We start from the raw sequence: 16,544 nt of genomic DNA on the forward strand, positions 1-16,544 counted from the left end.
GCATTTCATACGGAGGTAGTAAAAATGCCAATAAGAAATTCGGCAAAGGCAATTATAGTTCAAGACAATAGGTTGCTTGCCATTAAAAAGAAAGATAAAGACGGCTACTATTATATTTTACCCGGGGGCGGCCAGGAACATGGTGAAAACCTGCACGAAACATTAAAGCGAGAGTGTATGGAGGAAGTGAATGCAAAAGTGGAAATAGGCAATCTACTCTTTATACGCGAATACATTGGGAAAAATCATGAACATTTTGAGTTTGATTCAGAGGTGCATCAAACGGAATATATGTTTTTATGTAAGGTAAAAGAAGAAAGCCGGGATATCGGCAATGGGATTGTCCCGGACGAAGGGCAAATTGACGTGGAATGGTTGTCGTTGTCCGAGTTATTAAGTTTCAGACTTTACCCCCAGACAATGCGAACATACATCATTGATTATTTGGCAGGGAAGGATCTACCGGTCTATTTAGGGGATATTAATTAATCGGAACCAACCAGAATATTCATTTTAAAGGAGGTTATAAGATGTTTATCGTAAACGTTGAAGGTGCAATTCATAAGGGCGGTAAGTGGCTTTTGATTGAACGGAGCAAAAAAGAAGAACATGCGGGAGGTACGCTTTCATTAGTCGGTGGTAAGGTGGAAAAAGAAGGAGACTCAACAGATATCCTTGAAAGGACACTTAACGTGAAATATTTGAAGAGGTGGGAATAACGGTTAAAAACCTTGAATACGTAAATAGCTCCTCATTTATAACAGATATCGGACAAAATGTGGTAGATATAGTTTTTCTATGTGAACACGAATCAGGTGAACCCTTCGCAAAAAGTTCTGATGAAGTAGATGGTGTGATTTGGTTTAGTACGGAGCAAATAATATCTCACCCTGAAGTACCAATCTATTTAAAAAGAAATATTGAACTTGCTGATGCATTATTAAAAACAAGGCTTTCATTGAAACATTTATAGGGGGGCTTTTGTGAAAAAATCGCAATTATTGGTTCAGGTGGTTCAGAGAAGTCTACTCTAGCAAGAAATCTAGGCGAATCTTAAGATTGGAGTGTATCACTCGAATCCGTTCCTACCGGTTGGGAAATCAAGTTAAGTCTGATAAGTAGACGGAGAAATTTCGCTTAATTAAGAAATTCAATCGAAAATAGCCTAAATAAACGGAGAGATTCCGCCTATCAACTCGATAAAAGTGAAAATGAAGGAATTTGCCTTGAATAACCGGAAAACCTACCCTTATTTAAACCCGAAATGGCCTTCATTCTTATATAACCGAAAGTTATCCGCTTACTTTACAATCCAAATTTCCAATAGTTCATACGAATAAATATTAGCACCGGGAACTCTTTATCTTCACGGTGCTTCAAACATATAAGTTATTTCTTGATAAAGAACTTCAATACCTTTCTTCATCTCTTCTTCTGAACTGTAAGCAAAGGAGAGGCGGATATGCTGGGCATCATTCGGTGCATAGATATAGCCGGGATTAATAAGTACCTTTTTCTTGAGTAACCTCATAAATAATTCGGTTGTCACAACTGGCTTATGAAACTTTAACCACACGTAAAATCCCCCCTGAGGAGATTCCCATGCGGCAATATTGCCAAAATATTGTTTTAATAAGTTGTCCATATATTCAGCGCGCGATTTTAGTTCCACTTTTAAGTGTTTAATATGTTCTTCATATCTTCCTGTTCGAAGCCAGTACTCGACAATTTGTTGGGAGATGGCACTTGAACCGTAATCCATTTGCATTTTGATATCGGCCAATCGTTTAATGACAGGAGTGGAGGCAATCACCCAACCAATTCGCAAGCCGGGGCTCAATGTTTTTGATACGCTGCCAATATAGAGAACCTGGCCTGTTTGATCAAAGGATTTGATGGCAGGTGTCGGCTCATCAAAGAGCAATTCAAAATAAACATCATCTTCAATCAATGGTAGTTGTACTAACTCACTTAAAGCATATAAACTTTTTTTCGCATCTAACGTCATACTTATCCCGGTTGGATTATGAAGTGTAGGGATCGTGTACAAAATGGCTTGTTTCTTTTTACGGATTTGTTCAATCTTCCCGGCAGCAAGTTGATCATCTGCCAGAGGATATAGATTCATTCCAAAGGATTGAAAAGTGTGGATGGAATTTAAATAAGAAAAGCGGTTTTGAAAAACAAATGAGCCTGTTTCTAGTAATCCAAGCGCAATCAATTGAAGTGCCTGAAGTCCTCCCGAAACAATACATATATTATCGGGCGACGTTTCGATTCCTCGCTTTTTAACATATTGGTAAATGGCTTGACGCAAGCGGAAATCTCCTTGAGGAGAAGAATAGCCAATTGCTTTTCCATCCAAATGGACTTCGCTAAGTGATTTCTGAAGCTCGGCTGTTGGCAATAAGGTGGGGCTTAGTTCACCTGTGCCTAGCCGAATGATGATGTCATCTTGCTCGAATTCATTAATCAATTGAATGGTTTGGTAGTTTGCTCTATGGATACTTGATTCGATATAGTGCTGCCAATTTGTTTGTTTTTGCTTCGCGAGCACATTCCAGGAATCATTTGATACATACGTTGCAGAGCCGGATTTCGATAATAATAACCCATTCGCTTTTAGTTCATCAAATGCTTCTTGAAGTGTACTGCGGTTTACACCAAGAGATAGTGCTAGCTTCCGTTGTGGGGGCAATTTCGTTCCAACTGGCCACTCACCATTTTGTATCTGTTCTGTGATCCATTGAACGATTTGCTTGGACAAGCTCGTGGATAAGGATCGATTAGGTTGCCAGTTCATGCTGCCCCTCCTTTAAATTGGTTGGGAATAAAACCATCCAATTGGACCTTTTTTCTATTTATATCACATGTATCATAGAGAGGAAAGGAGTTGGAAGGATGGAACCTGCATTACATGGAATACTGCTTGCATTTGGACTTATTTTGCCTTTAGGTGTACAAAACATATTTGTTTTTACCCAGGGTGTTACACAACCAAGTTTAGGTAAAGCCTTGCCAGCAACGATTACTGCTGCTATTTGTGATACGGTCTTGATAGTTCTTGCTATATTAGGATTGTCATTGATAGTGCTGCAATTTGAATGGCTTCGAATTGTTTTATTGGTAGGTGGAATCCTTTTTCTTATTTATATGGGAAAAGTCATTTGGACATCGCCAGCTGCAAATATCAAAGGGGAAAAAGCCTTGCCTGTAAAAAAACAAATTGTCTTTGCTCTTTCCGTCTCGCTGCTAAACCCCCATGCCATATTGGATACAATAGGGGTCATTGGGACAAGTGCCATGAAGTATGACGGGCAAGAACAAGTATTGTTTGCAGTTGCATGCATAGTGGTCTCATGGATCTGGTTTTTTGGATTAGCGATTATAGGAGCCAACTTAAAGAAGATACATATACCGACGGGAATTTTTATCTTATTTAATAAATGCTCGGCGATTTTTATATGGGGAACAGCATTGTATCTATTTATAGGTGTTTTTTGAGATATCTTTAGGGATATTTAAAGCCAGGAAATAAGCTACCGACAGGGGAGATAACCCAAATTAGGCATTCTCACCATTACATTCGTCTAGAACACTTTTTTCTGGGTGCATATATTGTACTGAGTTCGAATTTGAGGAGGTGCTTTGGAATGGGTAAACATGTTGGCGAGGAGTACGAATACAACAATAGTGGAAACGGCTCTTGGTTTGCTTTATTAGTAGTACTATTCATTCTTCTAATTATCGTTGGTGCATATTATTTTAGTAATGACTATGGCTACTAATTAACAAACATATTAAAAAACTGGCCCTTCGAAAATCTCGGAGGGCTTTAGTTATGATTTTTCGAAAATTGTCACATTATCGCTTTCAAGTGCAAGTTTTATCATTGGATAGTATTTTATGATATGCTTGTCATAACAAAGCAACGGCACACAATTAAGAACATCCCCATCACTAATCACTGAATCCGGGGACCAAGGCTTCCATTTGATTGGCCAATTGTTCAAGACAATCCTGTCCTCCGTGTTAAATCACTTGTTATTAAAATTCACCACTTGTATACCTCTTTTTCCTTTCATTTTCCGTCCTTTTCGTCAATAGCATATATTTAATATGGTAAATGAAAATAGACATATTTACACCGCGTTAGAATATATGCTACACTTATCTTCGTAAATAAATCTATATATTGTGCCTGTTTCATTCAGGTGCTACTATATGTAGTAAGGAAGGGGAGTTCGGCACGAATCCAACGGTGCCCCTTTAACTTAAATTCTAACGAGATTCGATTCCCCTGTATATATCATGTGACGGGAATCTAAGGACGAAGCTAAGTCAGGAGAACTGCCCAGTAAAACCAAACAATCATTTCTTCAGGGATTGAGAGATGGGGACAATACCTATGTCACTGCGTGTGGCTGTTTCCATTTTAACCGCAATCTCATCTTGGAGAGGTGGCTTTTTATTTTTAACCTTATAGGCTGAAAAATGTAATTTTCTTCTACTGTTTACAGGATGTACAAAGTGGTATTTGAGTAGAGAAAAACTAAATAGAGGAGTGGGATTATATGAAGTTATATACAAAAACAATTTGTCCGAAATGCATGTGGGTAAAATCAGAATTACAAAGAGCGGGTCTTGAAGTGGAAGTTGTCAATATAGATGAAAATGAGCAGGCGAAACAAACAATCATCGATGCAGGCTTCTTAACTGTACCTGTTTTGGAAATAGATGGCCAGTTGATGGGAGACGTTCAAGAGATTGTATCTCATATTGAACTGGTTGCAGGGTGATTGCTTATGCTAGCCGTACCGGAAACGTACGTTACGTTGTTTCCAAACTGCAGGGTGATGCGATTGAGATTGAAGAAGGATTACAGTTGGACAAGCCCTATCTATTAATTACATATACAGATGGGCTTGGAGATATTCCAATGAAGGTTGCTCATTTCCTGGAAGAAAATAGTGCCCTTTGCAAAGGGGTAGTTGTCAGTGGAAATAGCAATTTTGGAAACCATGTATTTGGCGGTGCAGGCGACAAAATTGCATCACGCTATCAAATCCCGTTGGTCCGCAAATTAGATTTGCGTGGCTATGGAGGGGATTATGAAGCGATTCAACAGTTTTATGAAGAGAGGGTCATTGGATGAAAACATTTTTGAAACTAAATAATGATGTGCTGAATCGATATAACACGACTGGGCTGCTTGAACTGGAAAAGGACCGGGAAGCTACACGACGTTACTTCTTGGAATATGTCAATGTACGCTTGCGCTACTTTATTGATATTGAAGAAAAGATTCGTTATCTAGTAGAGGAAGGATACTACGAAAAAGAATTTATTGAACTATATGACATAGAATTTATTAAACACTTATATAAAAAAGCATATGATTACAACTTCCGCTTCCCCTCTTTTATGAGTGCAAGTAAATTTTACGATAGTTATGCGATGAAAAGCCGTGATGGTGAAGAAATCCTTGAAAAATACGAAGATCGAATTGTAATTATTGCCCTGTATTTAGCACAAGGGGATACAGATTTAGCAGAGCGAGCAGTGGAAGCCATGATGGAAGCATATCAACCGGCTACACCAACAGCTTTAAATAGTGGAAAGAAAGCCCGTGGGGAGTTAGTAAGCTGTTTTAAACTGTCGATGGACGATTCAATGAATAGTATTGCTGAAAATATCGGATACTGCTTGGAATTATCCCGTCTTGGCGGCGGTGTGGGTGTGAACTTAACGGACCTGCGTCCATTGGGTGATCCCATCAAAGGAATTCTAAACCGTGCAAGTGGTGTGATTCCGGTTGCAAAGTTACTGGAAAACTCATTCAGTTATTCTAACCAGCTAGGACAACGTAATGGCTCAGGGGTTGTCTACCTAAATATCTTCCATGCGGATATCGAGAATTTTATTTCATCCAAAAAACCAAATGCCGACGATAAAATCCGTCTGGCTACATTATCAACGGGCATCATCCTTCCAAGCATTTTCTTTGAGCTTATGAAACGAGATAAGGATATTGTGCTCTTTAGTCCTTACGACATCTACAAAGAATACGGGAAAAGGATGTCTGAAATATCCATTACGGAGATGTATTATGAACTGCTGGATAATCCGAAAATCCGCAAAATCAAACGACTAAATGCGCGTAAGCTTTATACAGATGTGAAAAAAGCTCAGTTTGAATCAGGCTACCCATTTGAAATCTTTGATGATAATGTAAATGAAGTACATCCACTGAAAAACATCGGTCGCGTGCAAATGTCGAATCTATGTACGGAGATATTGCAAGTACAGCAAAAGAGCATCATTACAGATCAGGATGAACCGAATGAGTACGGCTTGGATGTTTCCTGTAACCTAGGTTCAATAGATATACATGAAGCAAGTAAAGTAGCTGATTTCGGTAAATTAGTGGATACGGCAATGCGTCTTTTAACAAACGTATCCCAAATGACGCATATCAAAAATGTTCCATCTGTTGCAAAGGCCAATAAAATGATGCATTCCGTAGGACTTGGCGTAATGAACTTGCATGGGCATCTAGTGACTCAAGGAATCATGTACGGTTCAAAGGAATCCGTGGACTTCATCGATGGATTTATGGAAGCACTAAACTATTACTCTATTAAAAGCTCGATGGAAATTGCTAAAGAACGTGGTGAAACGTTCTATCAATTTGAAAAGAGCGAATATGCAAACGGCAACTACTTTGAGTCTTATATCAATAAAGAAGAAAGCGAATATCATCCAGAATCCATTCGTGCTCTTGGCAATGTGCCAATTATTACTGCAGCTATGTGGAAAGAGTTAGCAGAAGAAGTGAAAGAACATGGATTATTCCACTCGTATAGATTGGCTGTCGCTCCGACGGGATCTATCAGCTATATCAGATCATGTACGGCATCCATTTCACCATGCACAGAACGTGTGGAAGTTCGCGACTATGCGGATAGCCGCACAATTTACCCAATGCCTTATTTAACGAATGACAATGCACACCTATACGTAGAAGCCTATGACGTAAATGCTTATGACCTTATTGATTTATATGCTGCTGCACAAAAGCATGTCGATCAAGGGATTTCAATGACGCTTTATGTAACGGATGCTTGGACAACTGAGCAGTTAGCGAAGATCTATATTTACGCTTGGATGCGTGGCATTAAGTCGGTTTACTATGTACGACAACGTTTGCAAACATTAGAGGAGTGTGTAGCATGTCAAATTTAGTCTATGAGGCGGTCAATTGGAATAAACCTACGAGTGAACTTGCCCAAATATTCTGGGACCAGCAATGGAAGCAGATTTGGTTTCCAGAAGAAATAGCAGTTAGTAAAGACGTAAAACAGTGGCAGAGTTTTGAACATCAAGAAACCTATAAAAAGGTGTTTGCGGGTCTGACATTACTTGATACTGTACAAACCAATATTGGGATGAACCAAATTGCGACATATGCAACAGATTTGCAAGAAAAAGCAGTCTTCACTGTCTTTGGTGCCTTTGAAGCGATTCATGCAAAATCCTACTCGTATATTTTTACGACTCTTTGTACAAACGCTGAGATTGATGAATTATTTGAATGGGTAAAGAAAAACGAGTATCTTCAATACAAAGCAAATAAAATCGGTGATATCTATAACGCGATTGAAGAAGGAAATCCAGAAAGCTTATGGAAAGCAATGTTCTCTTCTGTCATGCTGGAATCTTTCCTATTCTATTCGGGCTTTTTCTATCCACTTTATTTAGGTGGACAAGGGATTTTGCGGAACTCGGCAGAGGTAATTTCTCTCATATTGCGTGATGAATCCATTCATGGTGTGGCAGTAGGGTTCTTCGCTCAAAATCTTTTCAAGCAATTCTCAAAGGAAAAGCAAGATGAGTTAAAAGTATGGGGATATGAACTATTGCTGGACTTATACCAAAATGAAATGAGTTATACAGATGATGTATATGCTGAAACAGGCCTTTCACCAGATGTAAAAGCCTACGTTCGATACAATGCCAATAAAGCGCTAATGAATGTTGGCTTTGATGCAATGTTCCCAGAGGAAGAAGTAAATCCGATTGTCATGAATGGTATCCGCAATGAAGGATCAACGTATGATTTCTTCAGTCAAAAAGGATCGAGCTATGCAAAAGCAAAAATGGCACCGATAACTGACGATACGTTTGATTTTAAAAATAGAATATAAAAATGAAAACTCACAAAAGTGTCTCCATTTTTGTGAGTTTTTTATTATTCAAAATTGCGGTTCCTGTCTATATTTGTAGAACGATTGTTAAAGGATTTTAGTAATTTTTTTGCGAATTGTATAGGGTAAGGGGTGATATGTATGTCAGATTTAACAGTAGTACCTGATACATCAACTGTTGAAAATGTTATTTATACTACTCAGATGGTTAGTAAGATAGTAGGTGTTCCCGAAAGGACTTTGAGAAATTATTGCTCTTTTATGCAAGACCATCACTATGACTTTCAAAAAAATAAAAACGGACACCGTATCTATTATAAAAAGGACGTTGAAATAATTAAGAAGATAATTGATCTTAAAACCTCTAACTCCCTCACAATGCAACAGGCTGTAAGTGAAATTCTGGGAACCACTGTTGAAGAACTAAAGGAGAGCCCACCAAAAAAGTCTAAAGAAAAAATGGACATCCACCATTTGCTTGAGGAATTTTCCACATTTAAAAACGAGCAAATGGAGTTCAATAAAAAGTTACTAGAACAATTGATCAAACAAGAGCATTATATAAAAAACAGCATTGAAGAAAGAGACAAAAAATTAATGTATGCGATGAAGGAATCCATGGAAACGAGAAGACAGCTTGCCGCAGCAGCTGAGACGGAAAGAGAAAGGGAGACAAAGAAAAAAGTATGGTGGCAATTTTGGAAATGATACTGCATTTCTTTAACACATAATGAGAGCTTGCGGATATAAAGACGCAGGCTATTTTTGACGAATAAGAAAGTATAAAACTTTCTTATCCGCATAAGTGCAACTAAGGCTAATCGCTAAAAGGCTTGACGATTAGCCAAGTTTTCTAATATTAAACGAAGGTTTACTAACTAATGGCAATAGGCGTATAGTAAAGGATATAAATACCCTTAGAAAGAAGGCATTCGATGTTGATTCATTTGGATAAACGTCTGCAGAAATTAATGCCGATTTTAACCCCCCTTAGTTTAATTATGGGAGTTCTGCTAGAAAGAATCGGGGGGCAATTGGTATTTCTTGTTCCTTGGTTATTTGCATTTATGACATTTGCCGGAAGTTTGAGTTTGAATTTTCAAGGTTTAAGAAGCTTCGTCAAGTATCCTTGGGTTATTTTATTCACCATCGCTTTTTTACATATACTTATGCCAGCATGGGCATATTTTATTTCTAATCTTTTATTTGATGATCATTTATTAGTAATTGGGTTTTTCCTATCAGTCGCTGTTCCTACTGGAGTAACAAGCTTTATTTGGGCAAGTATTTGCAAGGGAAACATTCCACTTTCTCTATCCATTATCTTAATTGATACAATTCTTTCTCCTCTCGTATTGCCCGCATTAATTCACTTTGTAGCAGGAGAGAATGTTGAAATTAATACGATGTCGATCATGCTGGATTTATTCTGGATGGTTGTATTACCCTCGATTGCAGCGGTATTGCTAAATGAGTGGACGAAAGGTGAAATCGACCTTACCCTTGGTAAAACGCTCGCACCTTTTCAAAAGCTAAGTATATTTTTAATTGTTGGCATAAATGGAAGTGCAATTGCTCCCTACCTGAAAAACATCACATGGGAAATCGTTGGAATCATTATGGTTGTTTTATTGCTCGCTATTTGTGGTTATGTGATGTGTTTGGTTTTAGGCCACTTCTTATTCAGGGACTATGAAATCATTACCGCCATTGTTTTTACGGGTGGAATGAGGAATATTGCCGTTGGTATAGTCATTGCAAGTACTTATTTTCCAGCAAAAGTGGTGATGCCAGTTGTTTTTGGCATGCTGTTCCAGCAAATACTTGCTTCACAGTTTAGTAGAATCTTGGAGAAATATAATGAAAAATTTCTGTCTGATGGAAAGAAGACACTTACTAATGAGAAGCCAATCGTCTAGTTAGAAAAGGAGGGAGTATGCGGAGAATGTACACAATCGACGTGATTCCTTACAGTAGCCAATATGCTGAACAAACTGTTGAAATGTGGAGAAATAGTAAAGAAAAGGCCATTGGTCAAAAGGAAATTCATAGTTTTGACAACCATATTGATTACTTAAACCAAATTCTATATCCACAGTTCAGAGTGGAATTGGCGGTATTGAACCAACAGGTAGTAGGAATGATTGCTTACAATGACCATGAAATTAGTCAGCTGTATATACATGTAGATTATCAAGGTCAAGGAATAGGCGTAACACTATTGGAAAGAGCAAAAATACAATCTGCTGGGAAATTAACTCTATATACATTCGACGTAAATAAAAACGCCCAAAAGTTTTATGAAAAGCATGGATTTCGGATTATTGGAAGAAGTCATGATAATGAAGAGGGGTTACTTGATATCCTCTACGAATGGGTAAGATAAAGATGATAGGGTAATTAATGAGGAGTATGAACTAATCTACTCCTCTTTTTATTATACAAAAGTCTTGAATTGAGTACCTTTTGTTCTATAGCTAAAGTTTCAGAAAAATGTTACTTTTGTTATAGGAAAAATTTTAGAGGAGTTGTAGAACGACATGGGTATTCAAGCAACAAAAGGGCTTTTTATAGGTAATTTTTTATTAGTTGTTTTATTAATAATAAATATCCTATTTTCCGCATCGATGGCAACCACCATTATCAGTGCATTGGGAATCGTAATCTTATTGGCTGTTACAATCTATACATATCAATCTATTTCACTTCCTTTGAAAAAAACAACACAGATGGCTAGACAGCTAATGTCTGGTGAATTGCATATAGATAACGCACCAAAAGTAAAAAATGAGATAGGGGAACTATCTCAATCCCTAGAGGGTATGGGGGAGAATCTTGCAACAATTTTCGGTCAGTTAAATAGCTTATCCAATCAATTAGTCACATCCTCGGACTTTTTAAAATCCTCTACTGAAGAAACTAATAGATCAACAAGTCAAATGGCTGCTTCGATACAAGAGGTGGCCGGCAGTGTCGGTATACAGGGGAAAAACATTCAAGAAAGTGCTACGGCGATAAGTGAAATTACGATCGGGATTGGCCGAGTTGCGCAAACGACAAGCAGTGTTGCAGAATCAGCTTCAGAAACAACAACTCAGGCGAATCTAGGAAATAACTATATCCAAAAAATTGATGAACAAATGAACTCAATCTATCAAGTAAACAATGAAACGAATTCGGTTATGAAAGAATTAGAGAGTAAGTCAACGAGAATTGGCAGCATTATCGGAGTCATTACGGGAATTGCCGATCAAACCAATCTATTGGCATTAAATGCAGCAATCGAATCTGCACGTGCAGGGGAGCATGGAAAAGGATTTGCGGTTGTTGCGAATGAAGTAAGGCTCTTGGCAGAACAGTCTAAAGAAGCATCAAAACAAATCGAAGAAATTATTAAGTTAATCCAAGAGGATACCAATCAAGCCTATGAGATGACGAATAGGGCAACAGAGGAAACGAAAAATGGACTAGAGTTAGTCGAGGTTACTGGCAAGACATTTACCGAAATCTTGACGTCTATCGAGAGTGTAAGTGCTCAAACTCAAGAGCTGTCGGCGGTAGTTGAAGAAATGTCCGCAAGTACAGAACAAGTCAATGCGTCATTTGAGGATGTCTCACAATTAGCCCAAACTTCTACTTCGAAAATGTCAGAAATTGCAGCAGCATCTGAACAAAATTCATATGCAATGAATGATGTATCGACATCATTTATAAACTTGGCAGAGATTGCGGAAAAACTGCAAGGGATGGTAAGGAAGTAAGCGGTAAGCTGCTGTCGAATGAGTATTATCCGATTCAATCGGATGATGCTCATTTTTTTATGCAAATATCCAACACTACTTGTTAAAAACCTTCACCTCTATGCAGGCATGGAAACCATCTAGCTCATATCCAAATGGCGATCAAAAAATAAAAGCGTGACCCTTTTGCTAGCAACAAAAAGATCACACTTTAGTTATTTATTTGAAGGATAAATCCTTTTCTGTTTTCTTTGCTGTTTTAACACTTGTGATAAAAGAAGCTGAACCAATTTGGTTTCTGCTGTCTGATGTAAAGGGTGTACCAAATTATCTTGTTCCAATGGGTCACGTGTTAAATTATATAGCTCAAATTCAGCTTCAACAGGTTGGGTTTTCGTTGTTTTAATTAACATGGCAGCCTCTTTTGTATCCGAAAGCTTTGTTGTAATGAGTTGCTGGATTTCAATATCTTCAGAGTTGGGTGTACTCCAAAACTGCGGATTATCAAAATAACGCGTATATTTCCAGATTTCCTCTGTATCTTCCTTGCCGGTAGGCAGTTTAAGAATAATGGTTTCTAAATGATTGGGTTGACTGACGGATGAATAGGGTTCGCCTTGTAATGATGTTTGATTTATACCTTTTGGTACTGCATCATCTGTCATAAAGTAAAGAGGCTCATTGGCTTTCATAATGGTTTGTTCCCCTATAATGAAAGAAGCAAGATTTCTTCCGACAAAAGGATGGACTTCAGAGTGGGTTTTACGCAATGCTTCCTGTATATCCTCTATATTAATGCCGGCCAAGCCTAACAATGTTGGCAGAATATCCACATGACTTGTTAATAAATCAGTTTCCCTAGGTTCTGCAAATAACTTTGGGCTATGAATAATGAAGGGAACATGCAGAACTTCTTCATAAGCGTTATGCCATTTCTGAAAAAGTCCGCCATGAGCTCCCAGTAAACTGCCGTGATCAGAAGTAAAAATGATGATGGTATCTTCATAGAAAATCGAATTCGCAAGTGCACTATAGATGCTGAATAATTCTTCGTCTACTCTTTTGTGCAGTGAATAGTACAGCTTTCTATAAAACACTGTATCAATCGTTGGCTGAAAAGCTTTTTGAAAAACCTCTCTATAATTTCTGTGGGCCTTTGGTTTTGTGCCTAAATCTTCCTTGGATGTGGGTGAGGGTGGAACCTCTGGCACAGAAGGGTCAATTTCAAAATTAAACTGCGAACTTAATCTAGAAAGTGATCCATAGAGAGTGATATCGTGCGGATTTACCAAAGAAGCCACGATAAGCCAAGGCTGATTGGAGTTCTGATCCTGTTCTAATGATTGAATTAATTCCACAACCTCTGCTGCATAAATTTTGTCGCGTCCACTTATTCCAATATTTGCCGAGGATCCAGAATTCCGAGGGTCTGCTCCGAGAGGTTCAGGTCCAATCCAACCATTAAAGCCATATGCATTTAAACGATTAGCCTCAGTATAGAGTTTTTGTTTAGTAGGATCAGGAATGCCGGTAGTTATGTCGTAACTTGGTAGTGCCTTATGTGTACCAGGAATTAATATATTTTCATCCGACAGTTGCCATTTTCCTCTCCAAAATGTTTGGTAACCGGCTGTACGAAAATAGGCCCCTAAAGTCGGTACAGTATTCGCATCAAGCCAATACGGGTTTGTTGTCCCAGTTGTTTGTGCCACACCATGGAGTGAGGGGTATTGCCCGGTAAAAAGCGTTGTTCGACTCGGTGAACAAGCAGTACTTCCAATATAATGATTTAAAAAGGAAAGGCCGTTTTCACGTAAAATCTCCTGTGTAATTAAATTTTCTTTTCTCCATTCTTTTAATGCTTCACTTTCGTAACAGGGCGGGTACCGTTGCTCATCGACGATTAAAAAAAGAATATTAGGCCGCTTTAATTCTTTAGAGTTATATGCCGAATACAAATTTTTCACCCCTTTAATCAGTTATTATATGTAAAACTGTTTATAAAGGTTAGACTATTTGTCCAAATTACTATAGGAGGAATCCTTTTAGTGCATGAATTCGTTAATAATTAGATAGGAGAAAGGAAGGTTTTTATGTTTTTTAAAGTCTATAGAATTATACATATCATTTGGACAGCAATTTTTGCTTTTTATATCTCAATTCCTATATTGCAAAGAGGAGGCCCGGATACGGCCGTATATGATGATGCCTTTTTTGTTATTCTCTGGATAATAGGAGTTGTGTTCTTATTTATTAAGAAGCTAAGGAAGGTAGGATTTATTTTGACGGTACTGCCATTCCTATTTGCCATATTTAATTTTATTGTTTAGCGAGATTGTTATTTGACATAACACCTAATGGTTATATATAATCGCGATATAACACCAAAAGGTTATACTTTGGTAAAAAGGAGAATACATCACATGTCAAATGAACAAAAAAACTTACCTGATATTATCGAGACTGTATCCATAGACGCACCGATTCAAAAGGTGTGGGATTATGTGTCAACAGCTGAAGGGATAGCGGAATGGTTTATGCCAAGTGATTTCAAATTGGAAGTAGGGCACGAATTTACAATCCAATCCCCGTTCGGTCCTTCGCCATGTAAAGTAATTGAGATTGAGGAACCAACAAAAATTTCGATCGAGTGGGATACAGATGGTTGGGAGTTAACTTTTCTCCTAGAGGATATGGGCAGTGTAACACAATTTACGGTGATTCACGGCGGCTGGAAACAAGGAGATGCGATTATTCCAAAAGCACAACGTCCACAATCGGCAATACGCGAGACAATGAATCAAGGTTGGGCAGGTATTGTTCAGAAATTAAAACAATTGGTTGAAGCTTGATGAGTGCCGAATTACAAAAAGTTGATGTATTTCAAGCGATAGCTGATCCGACCAGGAGAGAGGTTCTTCAATTGCTTTCAGAAAGCAATCAATCGATTGCAGAACTGTCTTCCCATTTTGAAGTGAGTCGAACGGCCGTTGTAAAGCACCTCAATGTTTTAGCTAAGGCAGGTTTGATACGTGGTGAAAAGAATGGCCGGGAGAAAGTCTATCACCTGCAGCCGGAACCCTTGAAGGAATTGAAGGATTGGTTGGCATATTATGAGAAATTCTGGTACAACAAATTGACGAAGTTGAAGTATGCTGTTGAAAACGATACATTAAATAAATAGAAGTTTGTCTCAAAATTAAAGGATCTATTTTGGTGTAACCAAAATAGATCCTTCTTTAATGTTAATTTAAATTACCACCAAAATGAGTTTGCTAGAGCGATTCCAGCAATGGCGCCAATTGCAATGCCAACGCCGAATCCGCCTCTGCCAAAGCCCCAAAAGCCAAGACCAAATCCACCAAAGCCTCGATTTGGCATAATCCAAACCATATCCCGGTCAACTCTAGTTATTGTACCGACATGTCGACGTCCGCATTTTTCTGTAATGTACACTCTTTTGCCAAGGTGACGGCAACATAGGTCGTATGCTTCTCTATGATGCATTCTATTTCCCCCCTTTTTTGCTAGACTAATAAACAATATATGAAGCTAAATTTATTTGACACGTGTAAGGAGTCTAACAATATTCCTTCCAGAACAATAAATTATAGAAATAATAGTTTGGAATGGGGAGAGATAGATGGCAGTCGTCCATACACTACCGGTGCTTTATAGATTGAATGAAAGATTGAAGGAACAAGGGGAAAGAAAAGTAGAAATCCATAGAGACATGATCTGCGATTCTTTGAAAGAGTTTTTTCCGGAATTTACTGCAGAAGAAATTCAAGAAGAGCTGTTATCAAGAGGATTATTTGACCCTGATGAAGGTGCAACAATTAGTGAAACTTTGATGGGACTTGAAGATAAAAAAGTGTGGAAAATCGTTCAACATGAACTTAATCATCTAAAACAATTATGGAATGGACCAGATATACCGATTTTTATTTTTCCGCTAACAAAGCACCGACCGATAGTAGATGGTGCAAAAGTGAAGAAAAACGGTGTTTCATACAACAACGTGCTATTTTTATTTGTATGTGAAGAATTGGAAATAGTGGAATTGCAGGCTTTGTTGGCCCATGAATATCATCATATCTGCAGACTCTCCTACCTAGATAAATCCCCACAAGAAATCGATTTGCTCGATACATTAATAATCGAAGGCATGGCGGAATTTGCTGTGGAGGAGTTATATGGAGAGCGATCGTTATCCCCGTGGACAAAAGGTTATTCACAGGAAGAGTGTTCTAATTTGTGGATAAAATACTTCGCAAGGGCAATACACGTAAAAGATGTGGATAATCATTTTCCATTTTTGTATGGCAATGAAGTCGTAGGGCTGCCAAAGTGGATTGGCTATTGTATAGGCTACAGAATAGTCCGGTCCTATATTGAAAATGGAGGAACAACAGACCACCTGCTCTTATCCAGAACCCCTTCGTATAAGATTCTTGAAGGCTCCCTTTTTAAAGGATTGTAACTAGACAGTCATCCAGGACATGAAAGGCACTGTTAGTTAATTGTGTTTGAAAAGAACTGGACTAGGGTAATGAAATGCAAAGCCAAGTTAGCTAGCAATAGCTTGATTATTATT

General features: G+C 38.2%; 18 protein-coding genes and 1 pseudogene. 15 read left to right on the forward strand and 4 right to left on the reverse strand.

Annotation, left to right across the window (positions count from 1 at the left end; all coding sequences use genetic code 11):
* Positions 1-24 precede the first annotated feature (24 nt).
* Together QYB95_RS17020 and QYB95_RS17025 are read left to right on the forward strand one after the other, a co-directional pair.
* Entirely contained in the window at positions 25-489 is a 465-nt protein-coding gene (locus QYB95_RS17020) for an NUDIX domain-containing protein (RefSeq protein ID WP_301139573.1), read from the forward strand.
* Positions 490-530: 41 nt separating this feature from the next.
* Positions 531-973 (forward strand): annotated as a pseudogene (locus QYB95_RS17025) (NUDIX hydrolase).
* A gap of 393 nt (positions 974-1,366) precedes the next feature.
* On the opposite strand, the gene QYB95_RS17030 reads toward QYB95_RS17025, so the two are convergent.
* Positions 1,367-2,803 carry an aminotransferase-like domain-containing protein gene (locus tag QYB95_RS17030; protein WP_301139574.1) on the reverse strand — a complete coding sequence of 479 codons (1,437 nt, stop codon included), beginning with the start codon at positions 2,801-2,803 and terminating at the stop codon, positions 1,367-1,369.
* A gap of 98 nt (positions 2,804-2,901) precedes the next feature.
* Between QYB95_RS17030 and QYB95_RS17035 the strand changes: the two genes are divergently transcribed.
* Together QYB95_RS17035 and QYB95_RS17040 are read left to right on the forward strand one after the other, a co-directional pair.
* On the forward strand, positions 2,902-3,504 hold the full coding sequence (locus tag QYB95_RS17035; protein ID WP_301139575.1) for a LysE/ArgO family amino acid transporter: 603 nt from the start codon (positions 2,902-2,904) through the stop codon (positions 3,502-3,504).
* 149 nt (positions 3,505-3,653) lie between these two features.
* A complete protein-coding gene (locus QYB95_RS17040) occupies positions 3,654-3,788 on the forward strand; it encodes a YjcZ family sporulation protein (RefSeq protein ID WP_301139576.1) in 135 nt (44 codons plus the stop codon).
* A gap of 51 nt (positions 3,789-3,839) precedes the next feature.
* On the opposite strand, the gene QYB95_RS17045 is transcribed toward QYB95_RS17040, so the two are convergent.
* Positions 3,840-4,013 (reverse strand): hypothetical protein, encoded by a 174-nt coding sequence (locus QYB95_RS17045; RefSeq protein ID WP_301139577.1) that lies wholly within the window; start codon positions 4,011-4,013, stop codon positions 3,840-3,842.
* A 561-nt stretch (positions 4,014-4,574) separates the two neighbouring features.
* Between QYB95_RS17045 and QYB95_RS17050 the strand changes: the two genes are divergently transcribed.
* From QYB95_RS17050 to QYB95_RS17085, 8 genes are all read left to right on the forward strand, one after another.
* Entirely contained in the window at positions 4,575-4,799 is a 225-nt protein-coding gene (locus QYB95_RS17050) for a glutaredoxin family protein (RefSeq protein ID WP_301139578.1), read from the forward strand.
* Positions 4,796-5,155 (forward strand): class Ib ribonucleoside-diphosphate reductase assembly flavoprotein NrdI, encoded by a 360-nt coding sequence (gene nrdI, locus QYB95_RS17055; RefSeq protein ID WP_301139579.1) that lies wholly within the window; start codon positions 4,796-4,798, stop codon positions 5,153-5,155. The genes QYB95_RS17050 and nrdI overlap by 4 nt, the downstream gene beginning before the upstream one ends.
* On the forward strand, positions 5,152-7,245 hold the full coding sequence (nrdE, locus tag QYB95_RS17060) for a class 1b ribonucleoside-diphosphate reductase subunit alpha (RefSeq protein ID WP_301139580.1): 2,094 nt from the start codon (positions 5,152-5,154) through the stop codon (positions 7,243-7,245). Before nrdI ends, nrdE begins: the two co-directional genes overlap by 4 nt.
* Positions 7,233-8,207, forward strand: coding sequence for a class 1b ribonucleoside-diphosphate reductase subunit beta (gene nrdF, locus QYB95_RS17065; RefSeq protein ID WP_301139581.1), 975 nt, complete (start codon positions 7,233-7,235; stop codon positions 8,205-8,207). Before nrdE ends, nrdF begins: the two co-directional genes overlap by 13 nt.
* Before the next feature lie 141 nt (positions 8,208-8,348).
* Positions 8,349-8,915 carry a MerR family transcriptional regulator gene (locus tag QYB95_RS17070; protein WP_301139582.1) on the forward strand — a complete coding sequence of 189 codons (567 nt, stop codon included), beginning with the start codon at positions 8,349-8,351 and terminating at the stop codon, positions 8,913-8,915.
* Between the two features lie 227 nt (positions 8,916-9,142).
* Complete coding sequence (locus tag QYB95_RS17075) at positions 9,143-10,126, forward strand: bile acid:sodium symporter family protein (protein ID WP_301139583.1); 984 nt, start codon at positions 9,143-9,145, stop codon at positions 10,124-10,126.
* A 17-nt stretch (positions 10,127-10,143) separates the two neighbouring features.
* Positions 10,144-10,593, forward strand: coding sequence for a GNAT family N-acetyltransferase (locus QYB95_RS17080; protein WP_301139584.1), 450 nt, complete (start codon positions 10,144-10,146; stop codon positions 10,591-10,593).
* Positions 10,594-10,747: 154 nt separating this feature from the next.
* Positions 10,748-11,968, forward strand: coding sequence for a methyl-accepting chemotaxis protein (locus QYB95_RS17085; protein ID WP_301139585.1), 1,221 nt, complete (start codon positions 10,748-10,750; stop codon positions 11,966-11,968).
* A gap of 194 nt (positions 11,969-12,162) precedes the next feature.
* Here the strand turns inward: QYB95_RS17085 and QYB95_RS17090 are convergent, their stop codons facing one another.
* Positions 12,163-13,914 (reverse strand): sulfatase family protein, encoded by a 1,752-nt coding sequence (locus QYB95_RS17090; protein ID WP_425609221.1) that lies wholly within the window; start codon positions 13,912-13,914, stop codon positions 12,163-12,165.
* A 456-nt stretch (positions 13,915-14,370) separates the two neighbouring features.
* Between QYB95_RS17090 and QYB95_RS17095 the strand changes: the two genes are divergently transcribed.
* A complete protein-coding gene (locus QYB95_RS17095; RefSeq protein ID WP_301139587.1) occupies positions 14,371-14,799 on the forward strand; it encodes an SRPBCC family protein in 429 nt (142 codons plus the stop codon).
* Positions 14,799-15,131, forward strand: a complete 333-nt coding sequence (locus tag QYB95_RS17100; RefSeq protein ID WP_301139588.1) for an ArsR/SmtB family transcription factor — start codon at positions 14,799-14,801, stop codon at positions 15,129-15,131. Before QYB95_RS17095 ends, QYB95_RS17100 begins: the two co-directional genes overlap by 1 nt.
* Positions 15,132-15,202: 71 nt before the next feature.
* Here the strand turns inward: QYB95_RS17100 and QYB95_RS17105 are convergent, their stop codons facing one another.
* On the reverse strand, positions 15,203-15,454 hold the full coding sequence (locus QYB95_RS17105; RefSeq protein ID WP_301139589.1) for a hypothetical protein: 252 nt from the start codon (positions 15,452-15,454) through the stop codon (positions 15,203-15,205).
* 136 nt (positions 15,455-15,590) lie between these two features.
* On the opposite strand from QYB95_RS17105, the gene QYB95_RS17110 reads away from it, so the two are divergent.
* The gene (locus QYB95_RS17110; RefSeq protein WP_301139590.1) at positions 15,591-16,430 is read left to right on the forward strand and encodes a DUF2268 domain-containing putative Zn-dependent protease; all 840 of its coding nucleotides are present in this window, start codon (positions 15,591-15,593) and stop codon (positions 16,428-16,430) included.
* The last annotated feature ends 114 nt before the right edge of the window (positions 16,431-16,544 follow it).

Source organism: Ureibacillus aquaedulcis, assembly GCF_030418165.1.
Lineage (GTDB): Bacteria > Bacillota > Bacilli > Bacillales_A > Planococcaceae > Ureibacillus > Ureibacillus aquaedulcis.

What these genes read in the sequence shown, in the direction of transcription:
- QYB95_RS17020 (WP_301139573.1), top strand. Translation starts at nt 25, where the DNA reads ATGCCAATAAGAAATTCGGCAAAGGCAATTATAGTTCAAGACAATAGG.
- QYB95_RS17030 (WP_301139574.1), bottom strand. Translation starts at nt 2,803, where the DNA reads ATGAACTGGCAACCTAATCGATCCTTATCCACGAGCTTGTCCAAGCAA.
- QYB95_RS17035 (WP_301139575.1), top strand. Translation starts at nt 2,902, where the DNA reads ATGGAACCTGCATTACATGGAATACTGCTTGCATTTGGACTTATTTTG.
- QYB95_RS17040 (WP_301139576.1), top strand. Translation starts at nt 3,654, where the DNA reads ATGGGTAAACATGTTGGCGAGGAGTACGAATACAACAATAGTGGAAAC.
- QYB95_RS17050 (WP_301139578.1), top strand. Translation starts at nt 4,575, where the DNA reads ATGAAGTTATATACAAAAACAATTTGTCCGAAATGCATGTGGGTAAAA.
- nrdE (WP_301139580.1), top strand. Translation starts at nt 5,152, where the DNA reads ATGAAAACATTTTTGAAACTAAATAATGATGTGCTGAATCGATATAAC.
- nrdF (WP_301139581.1), top strand. Translation starts at nt 7,233, where the DNA reads ATGTCAAATTTAGTCTATGAGGCGGTCAATTGGAATAAACCTACGAGT.
- QYB95_RS17070 (WP_301139582.1), top strand. Translation starts at nt 8,349, where the DNA reads ATGTCAGATTTAACAGTAGTACCTGATACATCAACTGTTGAAAATGTT.
- QYB95_RS17075 (WP_301139583.1), top strand. Translation starts at nt 9,143, where the DNA reads ATGTTGATTCATTTGGATAAACGTCTGCAGAAATTAATGCCGATTTTA.
- QYB95_RS17080 (WP_301139584.1), top strand. Translation starts at nt 10,144, where the DNA reads ATGCGGAGAATGTACACAATCGACGTGATTCCTTACAGTAGCCAATAT.
- QYB95_RS17085 (WP_301139585.1), top strand. Translation starts at nt 10,748, where the DNA reads ATGGGTATTCAAGCAACAAAAGGGCTTTTTATAGGTAATTTTTTATTA.
- QYB95_RS17095 (WP_301139587.1), top strand. Translation starts at nt 14,371, where the DNA reads ATGTCAAATGAACAAAAAAACTTACCTGATATTATCGAGACTGTATCC.
- QYB95_RS17100 (WP_301139588.1), top strand. Translation starts at nt 14,799, where the DNA reads ATGAGTGCCGAATTACAAAAAGTTGATGTATTTCAAGCGATAGCTGAT.
- QYB95_RS17105 (WP_301139589.1), bottom strand. Translation starts at nt 15,454, where the DNA reads ATGCATCATAGAGAAGCATACGACCTATGTTGCCGTCACCTTGGCAAA.
- QYB95_RS17110 (WP_301139590.1), top strand. Translation starts at nt 15,591, where the DNA reads ATGGCAGTCGTCCATACACTACCGGTGCTTTATAGATTGAATGAAAGA.